This is a genomic window from Miniphocaeibacter halophilus, assembly GCF_016458825.1.
Classification (GTDB): Bacteria; Bacillota; Clostridia; order Tissierellales; family Peptoniphilaceae; genus Miniphocaeibacter; species Miniphocaeibacter halophilus.
Genome location: NZ_CP066744.1, coordinates 1,161,662 through 1,175,526, shown reverse-complemented (window position 1 = coordinate 1,175,526; position 13,865 = coordinate 1,161,662). Strand labels below are relative to the sequence as shown.

Sequence of the window (13,865 nt, the reverse complement as noted above, 5' to 3'; positions counted from 1 at the left end):
TCCTCCTACTCAATTCTTATTCTTGGATCTACTATACTCATAATAATATCTGAAACTAAACTACCTATTAAAGTAAGTAAACCATATAGTAAAACTAATGCTGTCATAACGGAATAATCCCTTTGTGTTACTGAATCTATGAAAAGAGATCCCATTCCTGGATAAGCAAATACGGTTTCTATCATTACTGAGCCTGCTAAAAGACCTGTTATTTGAAATCCAAAAAACGCCGCTATTGGTAAAAGTGAATTTCTAAATATATGTTTATTGTATACTGTTTTAATTGGCACACCTTTACTTCTTGCTGTTCTTACATAGTCTTGACTTTTTGCATCAACTATTTCATTTCTTAAATACTGTATAGTACTAGTAGTTGTTAGTACTGCATAACACAGTGCCGGTAATATCATATGGTATAATCTGTCAAGCATATAGGTTATACCGGTTAATCCACTTGTTGATACTGTACCACTTGTTGGGAACCAACCAAGTCTATATCCAAATATTAATAGCATTACCAAATAGAGTACAAAGCCTGGTATGGCCAATGCTATAAAGTTATAGGAAGTAATTACCTTATCTATCCGACTACCGTTGTACCTACCTGCAATTATTCCCAGTGGTAAAGCTATAGCATACATTAAAACTAAAGATAGTAATGATAATGAAAATGTATTTGCTACTCTTGAACCTATAACTTTAGTAACTGGAAGTTGTTGGGTGTAACTTCTACCCAAATCGCCTTTAGCAGCATTTTTAATCCAATTTATATATTGAATATGTACTGGATCGTTAAGACCAGCTTCTTCCCTAAGTCTTTCTATTGTTGCTGCATCGGTGTCGGGAGTTATTAATCCTGTAAAGGGATCTCCTGGCATAAATTGAGCTAGTACGAATATCATTATACTTAAAATAAATAATTGAGGTATCATAACTAAAAATCTTCTTAAAATAGTTTTCCACATTATACTGTCACCTCTTTCTTTCCAGCTACAAAGTGAGTTCCTTCATGTTGTATAAGATCATATACTTTTCCTTTTTCATCATAGTAATCTTTTTCTTTGTTTTCAAATTCAATTTCTTCTTTTATTCTATGTTCTCTTAATTTGTCTCTGTTTGCTGGATCAATTTCTGGAATTGCTGCAATTAATCTCTTTGTATATATGTGTTGAGGATTTTGATATATTTCTTCCCTATCCCCTGTTTCAACAAACCTTCCTCTATGCATTATATTTATATAATCACACATATGTTTTACTACTCCTAAGTCATGAGAAATAAAAATATAACTTAATTGTAGTGCTTTTTGAATTTCTTTCATATAGTTTAAAACCTGTGCTTGAACTGATAAGTCTAAGGCAGATACAGGTTCGTCTGCAATTATTAGTCTTGGTTTACAAGCAACTGCTCTAGCTACACCAATTCTTTGTCTTTGTCCTCCTGAAAACTCAAAAGGATATTTGTATATTGCATCTTTTGGCAAACCTACTATTTCAAGTAAATCAAAAACCCTTCTCTTCTCTTTGTCTTTATCCAATCCTTCATAATTTCTAATTGGTTCAGCTATTATATCTATTACCCTTTTTTTAGGATCCAAACTAGACATAGAATCTTGAAAGATCATTTGTATATCTTTATTGTAATTTGTTTTTTTCCTACTTCTAGGTCTTGTAACATCTTGTCCCTTGTAAAAAATTTGGCCAGATGTGATTTTTTCCAAACCTACTATTGCTTTACCTATTGTTGATTTTCCAGATCCTGATTCTCCAATTAGACCATATGTTTTTCCTTCTTCAATTTTCATGCTTATTCCATCAACAGCATAAACATAGTCTTGAATTGTGTTGAAAAACCCTCCTCTAATAGGATAGTGGACTTTTAAGTCTTTTATTTCTAAAAATGACATTATTTTTCCCCCTCATCTTCTTCAAAATAGAAGTTTTTCCAACATGTACATCTTACATAATGTCCATTGCCTAAATCATGTAATACTGGATTTTCCTCATGTTCTTCTTCAGGTATCCATGGAATTCTACTGGAAAATCTGCATCCTTTTCTTGGCATATTTTTTAATGAAGGAACAACACCTTGTATTACATGTAATTCGTCATCATCATTATCCAATTGAGGAATAGAGTTAAGTAAACTTCTAGTATATGGATGTTTAGGATTTTCAAACAATTCTATAACAGGTGCCAATTCTACAATTTGGCCTGCATACATTACTGCAACTCTATCTGCTATTTGAGATACTACTCCTAAATCGTGGGTTATTAAAATAATTCCCGCATTTATTTCATTTTGCAAATCCCCCATTAAGTCTAGAATTTGAGCTTGAATTGTAACATCTAATGCTGTTGTTGGCTCATCTGCTATTAAAACTTCCGGCTTACATGAAAGTGCAATTGCAATAATTACCCTTTGTCTCATACCTCCAGAAAGTTGATGTGGAAATTGCCTGTATATTCTTTCCGCATTTGTAATTCCAACTTCCCTTAAGATTTCCAAGGTCCTATTTTTTCTTCCTTCCTTGTCTAAATCCGTATGGTATACTAAGGCCTCTTCTATTTGTTCACCAATCCTCATAAGGGGATTTAGTGCAGCAAGTGGATCTTGGAATATCATTCCAACATCTCCACCTCTTACCTTATTGTATTCTTCTTCCTTTAGCTTTAGTAAATTTTTACCTTTATAATTAACTTCACCACTTACCTTTGTGTAGTTCATATTATGTAAACCCATTACTGTTGTTGCTAAAGTACTTTTCCCACAACCCGACTCTCCAACTATGGCAAGAATTTCATTTCTATATAAATCTATGGAAACATCATCAACAGCATCATAATACTTATCATTTATTCTAAATGCTGTGTGCATGTTTTTTACTTCTAAAATCTTTTCTGAGCTTTTCAAAATATACCTCCTTCTCTATTAAAATTAATTACATAAGTGTATTATACCAAATTCACATTTACTTTGACAATATATAAGTAAAGTATTTTCACATAATATAAACTTTGTTAATAATTGTCTATTTGTTATAGATTTATGAGAAAAAAATAATTATTTTAAATCATACATAAACGCTTTGCAGTAACATAAATTATAGATACTGTATATTAAATTATTATTAATCTTAATAATTACATATATAATAATTAGTAATAATGAATTTAAATTCATAAAAAAAGCCCCTTTCCATAATTGGAAGGAGCCTGAATACTAAATTTTATTAATTTCTTTTACTCTTAAACATGCTACATAATGACCCTCTTCTATTTCCTCTAATACAGGGTCTGTATTTCTACAAATATCTTTTGCATATTCGCATCTGTCTGCAAATCTACATCCCGGTTTAGGGTTAATAGGGCTTGGCACTTCACCTTTTAATTCTATTCTTTCCCTTTCTTTTTGAGCATCGGGATCTGCTATTGGTATAGCTGATAGTAAAGCTTTTGTATATGGATGTAAAGGATGCTCATATAGTTTTTCACTACTTGAAAGTTCAACTAGTTTTCCTAAGTACATTACGCCAACTCTGTCTGATATATATCTTACCATGGACAAATCATGAGCTATAAAAAGTAGCGTAAGTCCTAAATTCTCCTGTAAATCCTTCAAAAGATTTACAACCTGTGCTTGAATGGAAACATCCAATGCCGAAATTGGCTCATCACAAATAATAAATTCTGGATTTAATGCCAATGCTCTTGCAATCCCTACTCTTTGTCTTTGACCACCTGAGAATTCATGGGGAAATCTTTGAGCATGCTCTGAACTTAGTCCAACAATATCCAGTAATTCTATTACTTTTTCCTGTCTTTCTTTTCCCTTTAATATTCCATAAATCTCAAAAGGCTCTCCTACAATTTCCTCAACTGTCATTCTAGGGTCTAATGAAGCATAAGGATCTTGGAAAATCATTTGCATGTGTTTTCTTACTTCTTTCATTTCTTTGTCGGAAAATTCGCAAATATTTTTCCCCTTAAATATAACTTCTCCTGCTGTTGGCTCATAAAGTCTTAGCATTGTTCTACCTGCTGTAGATTTTCCACAACCGGACTCTCCTACTAAACCAAAGGTTTCTCCTTTGTTGATATAGAAACTAATATTATCAACAGCTTTTAAATCGCCACCTGAAACTTTAAAGTATTTACTTAAATTATTAACTTCAACTAATTTTTCTTTTTCCACTACAAAGCCTCCTCTCTATTCTTAGAACATTGAGGATGATTTAGCCAGCAACAACTACAATGGCCATTTCCATGGTCAGCAAATTCCGGCATATGTTCTTCACAAATTACCATTGCGTTATCACATCTATCGTAGAAGGAACACCCTTTTGGTGGCATATACAAGTCCGGTGGAGAACCTTCAATTGAATGAAGTTCTTCATTTTTATCCATATTTAATTTTGGTACGGAAGCTAAAAGCTTTCTTGTGTACGGATGTTTTGTATTATAGTAAATATCGTTTAGTTTACCTTTTTCTATAATTTGACCTGCATACATTACTACAATTTCATCAGCTATATCTGCAACTACTCCTAAGTCATGAGTTATTAATATTATAGATGTATTCATTTCATCTTTTAGTTTTTTCATTAAGTCCAATATTTGAGCTTGAACTGTAACATCTAAAGCCGTAGTAGGCTCATCTGCTATTAAAAGCTCCGGTTTTGATGCCATTGCAATAGCTATCATAACCCTTTGTCTCATCCCTCCTGAAAACTCATGGGGATATTGATTTACCCTTTTTTCAGGTTGGGGTACAGAAACTGTTTTAAGCATTTCTATAGCCAGTTTTTTTCCTTCATCTCTTGAAATTTTTTTATGTTTTCTTACACCTTCAACTATTTGATTACCAACCTTCATAGTTGGGTTTAAAGAGGTCATTGGATCTTGAAAAACCATAGATATATTATTTCCCCTAATAGAGGTCATTTCTTTTTCTGATTTTTTCAGAAGATCTTCTCCATTAAAAATTACTTCCCCATTTTTATATAGTGCAGGCGGTTTTGGCAATAATTGTATAATAGAATTTGCTGTTACGGACTTTCCGCAACCTGACTCTCCTACTATTGCTAATGTTTTTCCTCTTTCTACATTAAAGGATATATTTCTAACAGCTTCAACTTCTCCAAAAAAAGTTTGAAAGGAAACTGCTAAGTTTTTTACTTCTAATATATTATCCATTTTCCACCTACTTCCTTAACCTAGGATCTAAGGCATCTCTTAAACCATCACCAAGTACATTAAATCCAAACATAATTATAGATATAAAGAATGCTGGAAAAGCCAGTTGATAGAAAATATTAATTCCCATTAGTCCTAGTCCTTCACTAATTAATTTTCCCAAACTCGGTTGTTGTGCCCCTAATCCTAAAAAGCTTAGTGTAGCCTCAGCAAAAATAGCCCTTGGTATTGCTAAAGTAATATTAACGATTATAGGCCCTATTGAATTAGGAATAATATGTTTTTTTAATAAATATCCGTTAGAAGCCCCTAATGAAGTTGAAGCCATTACATATTCATGTTCTTTTATTTGTAACACTTGACCCCTTACTAGTATTGCCATAGGTATCCAACCGGTAATACTCATAGCTAAAACTATAGTAAATAAATCAACTCCGCTATCACTTGAAAAAGTTACGGAAATTAAAATTACAACTAACATATATGGAATAGCATATAATACTTCGGCTATACTCATCATTATTGAGTCCACTCTTCCTCTTGCCATTCCTGCAATTCCGCCATAGGATACACCTATAAGAAAATCGAAGGCAGCTGCTAAAACACCAATTAAAAGAGAATATTTAATACCAAAACACACTCTAGCAAAAATATCCCTACCTAATGGATCGGTTCCAAACCAATGTTCACTATTAGGTCTTAGGTTTTTCATAGCTGGATTAGTAGTTTGATAATCAAATTTACTTATTATTGGTCCAATAATAGCTAATAATAAAGATGCTACAAGTAGGAATAGTCCAAACATAGCTAGTTTGTTTTGTTTTAATCTTCTAAAGACGTCCTTCCAATATGAAATAGTCGGTCTTGTTATTCTATCTTTATTTAAATCTTTTTTTGCCGGTTCAAATAACTCTTGAGGGTATTTTTTATAATTATCCATTACTTATCCCCCTTAGTTAATTTAATCCTTGGGTCTATTACTACATATAAAATATCAACTATAACTAAAATAGCAACTAATACAACAGCATAGAAAACAGTAGTACCCATTATTAGTGTGTAATCCCTATTACTTATTGAAGTAACAAAAAATGTTCCTAAACCAGCTATTCCAAAGATTTTTTCTATAACAAAAGAACCAACTAATAAATTCGATAAAGTAGTACCCATTTGAGAAACAACTGGTAAAATTGCATTTCTAATAGCATGGTTCATTATTACTTTTAATTTTTTTAAACCCTTAGATTGAGCTGTCTTAATATAATCCTGTCCTAAAACTTCCAACATTGATGACCTCATAAGCCTTGCTGTTGATGCCATAGGCATAAGCGATAAGGCTATTGTCGGCAGTATTGTATGAGCAAAGGTACCCCAACCAGAAGTTGGTAAAAATCCAGAACCCTTAGCAATAAATTGAATAAAAAGACTGGCCATAACAAAACTAGGGACAGAAATTCCTATTAAAGCAATTATCATCATAAAATAATCCGGAGCCTTGTTTTGATAAAGTGCTGCAGCAGCCCCCAGTACAACACCAAAGAACATTGACAATATAAAGGCTTGTCCACCTAGTTTTGCAGAAACCGGAGCTCCTCTTTTTATCATTTCATTTACTGTTTCTGCATTTGATTTCATAGACTCGCCAAAATCTCCCTTTAAGAGATTTTTTAAGTAAATTACATATTGTTCAGATTTAGGTTTATCTAAACCGTATTTTGCTTGTAGATTATTATATACCGTTTCTGGCATTTTACCTTCCTTGGCAAAAGGATTACCAGGTACAGCATGCATTAAGAAAAATGTTACTGTAATAATAATAAATAATGTAGCAAAACCCATGGCGATTCTTTTTCCTATAAATTTAGCCATTTTTTTCCCCTTTTTAATTTAATCTAAATAAAAGATAGAGAATGTACACATTCTCTATCTTTTATTCAATTGTTAATTTTTAAAATTGACTATTCAATTTCTGCAAAAGTCATAGTAGGGTAATTTAATAATGTTTTATATATTCCCTTAACATTTGGTTTAACCATATATGGTTGAGTATAGAAGTAAATTGGTATAACAGCCATATCTTCTACAACTATTTTTTCAGCTTTTCTCATAGCTTCAAATCTTTCAGCTGCATCGTTTGATGTTTTTGCTATTTGAACTAAATTGTCATATTCTTCATTAGCATAGTTGGCATCGTTAAATGAGCCTTCTGTTTCCCATAACTCCAAGAAAGTCAATGGGTCTGCATAGTCTCCTATCCAACCAGCTCTTGAAACATCATAATTTCCAGCTTTTTCATCATTTAATTTAACTTGGAATTCTGTATTTTTTAATCCTATACTAATTCCTAAATTCTTATTCCACATATCTTGAACAGCTTCTGCCATTTTTTGATGTTTATCATCTGTATTGTAAAGAATATTAAATTTAGCGGCATTAAATTCATCTAAAGTCATGCCTTCTTCTTTCAATCCCTCTTCAAATAGTGTTTTAGCTTGTTCAACATCCTCAGTAATTAAATTACCTACAGCATCTCTGTATTCCTTGTTGTTTTCATCTTTCATTCCAAATGGTACAACACCTTCTGCCGGTACCTCACCACTTTGTGAAACATTTTCAACTAAGGTCTTTCTGTCTAGTGCCATAGACAAGGCCTGTCTTACTTTAGGGTTAGTGAAAGGTTTTGTTTCATTGTTTACATTATAGTAATATACTGCAACATCTGTACCTATAACTAACTCTTCGCTTCCCTCAGCTTGTTTTTGTGCAACAACGTCAGCTTGAGGAGTTACAATAATATCATATTGGTCTGAATCATAATTTTGCCACTCAGTATTTTTATCTTCAAGAATATCAAAATGAATTCCGTCTATTTTTACTGCATCGGCATTTTGGTAATTTTCATTTTTTTCAATTATAATTTCTGCCCTATGTTCCCATGTTGTTAATTTAAAAGGTCCATTAGATACATGGGTTTTTGCATCTTTTGCCCAATCAGGGTTTTCAGTAACAACTTTTTCAGATACTGGGAATAATGAATAGAAAGCTGTTAATTCAGTAAAGAAAGGAGTTGGATTTTCTAAGGTAACTTCTAATGTTAAATCATCTACAGCCTTTACTCCAACTTCATCAACAGCAACTTTCCCTTTATTAAAAGCTTCACCATTTTTTAAATAATAACCTTGATGAGCATAGTCAGCTGCTAGGTCAGGATCTAAAAGTCTTTTCCATGAAAATTCAAAATCCTTAGCTGTTACCGGTTCACCATTTGACCATTTTAAACCTTCCTTAAGTTTGAAAGTATAATTCAAACCGTCTTCAGAAATTTCAGGTTCAGCTTCTGCAGCTCCCGGTACAACGTTTCCTTCTTCGTCATAGGTCATTAAACCTTCAAAGGTATGTTGTAATACCCATGACTCATGAGTACCTTGTGCTAAAGCTGGATCTAATGACCCTGGCTCTGAAGTATTATTAGTTCTTAAAAACTTTCCTTCTGTACTAGCAGTCGTACCACCGGCGCCTCCTGTTTCTTTATCATTTGTCTTACCTCCACCACATGCAGTAAGAGCAAATGTTAGAGCAAGTAGCAAGGCTACTATTCTAAATTTTTTCTTCATACAATATTTTCCCCCTATAAAATTTATATTTATACATATAATTTTATGTACTGTAAACTATTATACTACATTATAACTTTTAGGTAAATGACCATTTCGTTAATTTATTGTGTATCTTTTAACTATATATATTTAAATTTCCAGTAAATAATTTAAATATATTCAAAGTTTCCATTATTGTTATAACTATTGTTTGTGAAAACACTTAATTTTTTAATGAAAAAATAATCATTTCAAATAATATTTTTAAATATTTTTCTAGTGCCTTTTCTTGAAACTTGAAATTTCAACATTTTATGATTACGTTTTCACCATATTTTTTACAAAATTTGAAAAAAAGTAAAAAATAAGATAAAATTTTTCTATTATTTTTTACTTAAAAACATTTATATATTATGTTGATTTCTACACCTTATATATAGTTCATTTAAAGCAATATTTGCTATTTTTTTTCTAATTTCATTTCTATTTCCTCTTACATTTATCTTTTTGATAATAAAAAAATTGAAAAGGTTTATTCCTACAAATGCCAGTCCAGCATTTTCTCCTGGTCCTGCATATCCTGTAGTTACAATTATAGAGTCGGCTTTAGTAATATTTTTTAAATTAATTAACATTTCATAACATACTTCTTCACTAACTGCAGTGTATTTATTTAAAGTTTCTTTTTTTACTCCCAGAACTCTATTTTTTATCCTGTCACTATAGGTAACATAACCTTCTTCAAAAATATCACTTGCACCTGCAATATTTACAATACGACTGGCAATTAAACCACCTGTTATAGATTCTGCAGTGGAAATTCTTATATTATTTTTAATTAATATACTCACTAAAGATTTTTCAATATTATGGTAATCCATATTGAGAATTTTTTTTAAATTTTTTTCCACACAAAAAGACTTTTCTATTATCATTTTATTTCCTTCCTTAATATATATTGTTATTGTATATTTTATCAAATAATCTGTATCTAATAAATTAAAATTAATCTGCCGGACTTTAAAAAATTTTTCATATAGTATATAATTGAGTACTGATAGAAATGGAGAGGGTTATGAGTATAAAGTTTTGTTCTTTGTCTAGTGGATCTTCAGGCAATGCAATGTATGTAGAAACAGAAAAGACACGTTTGCTAATAGACGCAGGTTTTAGCGGTAAGCAATTAGAAAAATTGTTGATGAATGCTAATGTATTACCGGACTCAATAGATGCAATATTAATTACACATGAACACACAGACCATATTAAAGGTGCTGGTATTCTTAGTAGAAGGTATAACATACCAATACTTGCAAATGAAAAAACCTGGCTAGCTATGCTAAAAAAAGTAGGCAAAATAAAAGAAGAAAATTTAATAGTATTTAAAAATGATATTGATTTTTCCTTAAGGGATATTGATATCCATCCTTTTAGTACTTACCATGACTCTGCAAATAGTTGTGGATATATAATTAATAAGGATAATAAAAAAATAACAATTCTAACTGATACCGGAATAGTAAATGAAAGAATGAAAAAACTAATTGCAGGTTCAGATGTTTATTTAATAGAGGCTAATCATGATGTTGATATGCTAAAAAACGGTAGTTATTCCTACAATCTTAAAAAAAGAATACTTTCAGTAAAAGGTCATCTTTCAAATGAGGACTGTGCCTTTACTTTAGGTGAAATATTAACGGGAAATCAAGAAAATGTAATCCTAGCTCACTTAAGTGAAGAAAATAATACAGAAGAACTGGCGTTCTCCACAGTTAACAAATATTTACAATCCCTAGGTTTAGATACAAGTAGAGATATTAATTTAACATTGGCCAATAGATATAATGTAAGTAACGAAATTATTCTGGTGCCATAATGAATATAAATATAATTTCAGTAGGAAACATTAAAGAAAAATATTTAAAAGATGGAATAGCAGAATATATAAAAAGAATACAAAAATACGCAAAAGTACAAATAATTGAAATACCAGAAATTAAAGTAAATGAAAACTCTAAAAAAATAATAGAAAAAGCTTTAAAAGAAGAAGGGGAAAAAATAAAAAATAAAATCGGACAGAAGGATTTTGTTATAACCTTGGAAATAGAAGGCAAAAATCTTACCAGTACTGAATTTAGTCAAAAACTAGAATTAGAAAAGTCAAAGGGCTACAATTCCTTTACCTTTATAATAGGGTCTTCCCATGGCCTATCCAGTGAAATAAAATCATTGTCCAATATGAAACTATCCTTTTCAAAAATGACCTTTCCTCATCAGTTGATGAGATTAATATTATTGGAGCAAATATACCGCTCTTTTAAAATAGCAAACAATGAACCGTACCATAAATAAATGCGGTTTTTTGTTTTTTATTTAACAACTATGAATTTAAGAAAAGCGGACTTAAACAGTCCGCTTCTAATTTATCTCTTTTTCATTCAGCATAATATTCATAAAAAGGTTTTAACTTTTTTATCTCCGCTATCTCCACTAACTTAACCTCTCTCACTACTACAATTTAAAATCTAATATTCGTCACTACTATTTTTCTCCTTTAGTTTATTAATTATATATCATATCATTAATGATTCCATCAAAATATATAGAACTTTGATCATTATAATGCCATATTGCCTGTATTTCTGTTGGTTTAATGATACTCTTGTCTTTTTTATAATTCAAGTATTTAACTTCCCAAGGTATTTTGTTTATTTCTCCATCTGTTGATATCATAGTTCTTTGATTTGTTTTAAAAGAAATAACTTTCCAAGAATCATCAAATGTAAAAACTCCAGATACTTCTTCATCATAATATTTTAATGAAACCTTTACATTATAATCATCAATTTCTTCCCATTGGAAACTTTCATTTATCAAGATTGATGGCATTAATATTGACTCGGATAAATAAGTTATCAAACTAGAAATATTAAACTCTTTTCCCCCCTGGTTAAACAATGTTATATTTTTTGCTAAAACTCCTCTCATTGTTCCATCTCCATACATATATTTATCTAAACCTTGAAATGGGATTCCATACATGGAGGTGTCTATTAATGCAATCCTATTTGGTTCCGAAGCTTCATTAATTTGATAGTAATTAATCTTAATTGGAGAATCTCCCCTGTTTAATATAAAATCAGCATCTAAAAATTCAATTTGCATTGAATTAACTATTGGACTTCCAATATATCCATTTGTAACAATATACTTTTGAATCAAACTTGGCAGTGATTCAATATTATCATTCAATAACACTTCACTATTTTGTCTTTTTCCCTCTTCGATTTTCTGACAAATATCCTTATATTCAGAATTAAGAGGAGAATATGGAATATAAAAATAAACTATAACACTAGCTAGAATTATTAATACACACCCGATTATTATTCCCACAGTACCCATCAACCTCTTTCTCATTTCGTTCCTTCTAATCTCTCAATTCCATCATATAATTTTCCCATCATTGAATAAAATTGTTTAATTTCTTCATCCGTGTAATCTTTAAATAACAACTCTAGTTTTTCTAAGTGTAGGTCAGAATTATTAAGAAAAAAATCCTCTGTCTTTTTAGTAATTTTAATTGAATTCTTCCTTTTATCCAAGTCATCAATTCTAAGTTCTATATAATTATTCTTTTCTAATAAGTTAACTAACTTCTTAATATTCTGTCTTGAACATCCTAACATCTTCCCATAATTAGTAAAGGTTTCATTGGGCTTCGACATCTTTATCAAAATAAGAAGCATAAATTGTTTTAAGGTAATGCTTGAATCAAAATTATCAAATAAAGTTTGTAGCCTATTCTGAAAAACAAAGAGACTTGCAAAAATTCCATACATTCTTTCTTCTCTGTTATTATCTCGACTTGTAAAAGCTTTTTTAATATCCAAGAAAAACGCCTCCTATTGTAATATACCAATATAATAGCAACTAGTTACCATTATGTCAATTAAGTAACTAGTTGCTGTATATGTTATATCAGATTAATAATCTTAAAAAATGTAATCCTAAAAAATATGATAAACTTTATTTTAAGCTTCTACGGACCATACCTGTAAAATTTCCCATACTTCTACCCCATGCTTAAAATATAAAAAAAGACAGTAGATTTATACTGTCTTAAATAATGCTTTTTATTGTCCATTCCTTTAAATATTCTAGTTCTTTCGGCTTGTGGATATAATGTTCTGATTTCTCTAAAATAGTTAAATCTATCTTGAAATTCTTAGAGAAATTTACTACGCTTTCTAAATTTGTCATATTATCAAATTCAGGATATAAAATAGATGTTGGAGATTCCCATTTTTCAATTGGGTTATCTATAGTATATTTTAAATATTTCCATGAAAGAGTTTCTCCAAAACTAGTTGGTATTTCTCCTTCTGCTTTCAATTTTTCTAATGTTACAGATTCCCAACTCATCATTTTAAAAATTAGTTCTCTCATATCTATAACAGGTGATACTAACAAACATCTTTCAAAAATATAATCTTGAAAAGCAATCATACTAAACCAAGCTCCGATGCTAGTAGCTCTGAGTCCAATAGTATCCCATTTTTCATTTAAGTATTTCATAATAGTTTTTAATTCTGGAACAATTATCCATGGATTAAATTTATCTTTTTCTTTTTTTCTATCTCCATGTTCTGGTAAATCTATACTTAAAACTTGCCAGCCTTTTTTACATACAATTTCAGCAAAACTTTTTGCTTCTTCTTTATAACCCTGTTTCCCATGTATATAAAGAAAAACTTTATTTTTAGATTCTCCCCAAAGTTTTATAGGTATATTTTCAATCATAAATTGATTTTCTTCCATTTTCTATTCCCTTCTAGTCCATATATTTATCTTTTAAAGTTTCTTTCTACTATTCAATACCCAATCTCATTTAAATAGTTAATATTTTTAACATTTTCCTCTTTTGCGCGGCATAATATACAACTTTAATATCATGATTTAGAGTTGTATTCAAACTTTTATTTAAATTTTCATCTTCAAAGGCCAAAATCATATATACAAGTCCCTCGCAATTGCTACATCATTTTCTAATCTTAGAGAAATGCTATGATAA

General features: G+C 30.4%; 14 protein-coding genes. 2 read left to right on the top strand and 12 right to left on the bottom strand.

The window, feature by feature from the left end; translation table 11 throughout:
• Positions 1–5: 5 nt before the first annotated feature.
• The 9 genes from opp4B to JFY71_RS05745 form a co-directional block, all read right to left on the bottom strand.
• Entirely contained in the window at positions 6–965 is a 960-nt protein-coding gene (gene opp4B / locus JFY71_RS05785; protein WP_243662094.1) for an oligopeptide ABC transporter permease, read from the bottom strand.
• Positions 965–1,906: an ATP-binding cassette domain-containing protein gene (locus JFY71_RS05780; RefSeq protein ID WP_275955202.1), complete on the bottom strand. Its 942-nt coding sequence runs from the start codon at positions 1,904–1,906 to the stop codon at positions 965–967. Before JFY71_RS05780 ends, opp4B begins: the two co-directional genes overlap by 1 nt.
• The gene (locus JFY71_RS05775) at positions 1,906–2,877 is read right to left on the bottom strand and encodes an ABC transporter ATP-binding protein (protein WP_243662141.1); all 972 of its coding nucleotides are present in this window, start codon (positions 2,875–2,877) and stop codon (positions 1,906–1,908) included. The genes JFY71_RS05780 and JFY71_RS05775 overlap by 1 nt, the downstream gene beginning before the upstream one ends.
• Positions 2,878–3,222: 345 nt before the next feature.
• A complete protein-coding gene (locus JFY71_RS05770; protein ID WP_243662093.1) occupies positions 3,223–4,194 on the bottom strand; it encodes an ABC transporter ATP-binding protein in 972 nt (323 codons plus the stop codon).
• Complete coding sequence (locus tag JFY71_RS05765) at positions 4,194–5,195, bottom strand: ABC transporter ATP-binding protein (protein ID WP_243662092.1); 1,002 nt, start codon at positions 5,193–5,195, stop codon at positions 4,194–4,196. Before JFY71_RS05765 ends, JFY71_RS05770 begins: the two co-directional genes overlap by 1 nt.
• Positions 5,196–5,202: 7 nt before the next feature.
• The gene (locus JFY71_RS05760; RefSeq protein ID WP_243662091.1) at positions 5,203–6,135 is read right to left on the bottom strand and encodes an ABC transporter permease; all 933 of its coding nucleotides are present in this window, start codon (positions 6,133–6,135) and stop codon (positions 5,203–5,205) included.
• Positions 6,135–7,064 carry an ABC transporter permease gene (locus tag JFY71_RS05755; RefSeq protein WP_243662090.1) on the bottom strand — a complete coding sequence of 310 codons (930 nt, stop codon included), beginning with the start codon at positions 7,062–7,064 and terminating at the stop codon, positions 6,135–6,137. Before JFY71_RS05755 ends, JFY71_RS05760 begins: the two co-directional genes overlap by 1 nt.
• An 89-nt stretch (positions 7,065–7,153) precedes the next feature.
• Entirely contained in the window at positions 7,154–8,809 is a 1,656-nt protein-coding gene (locus JFY71_RS05750; protein ID WP_243662089.1) for a peptide ABC transporter substrate-binding protein, read from the bottom strand.
• A gap of 386 nt (positions 8,810–9,195) precedes the next feature.
• Positions 9,196–9,726, bottom strand: a complete 531-nt coding sequence (locus JFY71_RS05745; RefSeq protein ID WP_243662088.1) for a CinA family protein — start codon at positions 9,724–9,726, stop codon at positions 9,196–9,198.
• Between the two features lie 140 nt (positions 9,727–9,866).
• Between JFY71_RS05745 and JFY71_RS05740 the strand changes: the two genes are divergently transcribed.
• Together JFY71_RS05740 and rlmH are read left to right on the top strand one after the other, a co-directional pair.
• Positions 9,867–10,667 carry an MBL fold metallo-hydrolase gene (locus JFY71_RS05740; protein WP_243662087.1) on the top strand — a complete coding sequence of 267 codons (801 nt, stop codon included), beginning with the start codon at positions 9,867–9,869 and terminating at the stop codon, positions 10,665–10,667.
• A complete protein-coding gene (gene rlmH, locus JFY71_RS05735) occupies positions 10,667–11,143 on the top strand; it encodes a 23S rRNA (pseudouridine(1915)-N(3))-methyltransferase RlmH (protein ID WP_243662086.1) in 477 nt (158 codons plus the stop codon). The genes JFY71_RS05740 and rlmH overlap by 1 nt, the downstream gene beginning before the upstream one ends.
• A 210-nt stretch (positions 11,144–11,353) precedes the next feature.
• Here rlmH and JFY71_RS05730 read toward each other — a convergent pair whose 3' ends face one another.
• The 3 genes from JFY71_RS05730 to JFY71_RS05720 form a co-directional block, all read right to left on the bottom strand.
• Positions 11,354–12,211, bottom strand: coding sequence for a DUF6544 family protein (locus tag JFY71_RS05730; protein WP_243662085.1), 858 nt, complete (start codon positions 12,209–12,211; stop codon positions 11,354–11,356).
• Positions 12,208–12,684: a MarR family winged helix-turn-helix transcriptional regulator gene (locus tag JFY71_RS05725; protein ID WP_243662084.1), complete on the bottom strand. Its 477-nt coding sequence runs from the start codon at positions 12,682–12,684 to the stop codon at positions 12,208–12,210. Before JFY71_RS05725 ends, JFY71_RS05730 begins: the two co-directional genes overlap by 4 nt.
• A 229-nt stretch (positions 12,685–12,913) precedes the next feature.
• Positions 12,914–13,612 carry an alpha/beta hydrolase gene (locus JFY71_RS05720; RefSeq protein ID WP_243662083.1) on the bottom strand — a complete coding sequence of 233 codons (699 nt, stop codon included), beginning with the start codon at positions 13,610–13,612 and terminating at the stop codon, positions 12,914–12,916.
• Positions 13,613–13,865 lie beyond the last annotated feature (253 nt).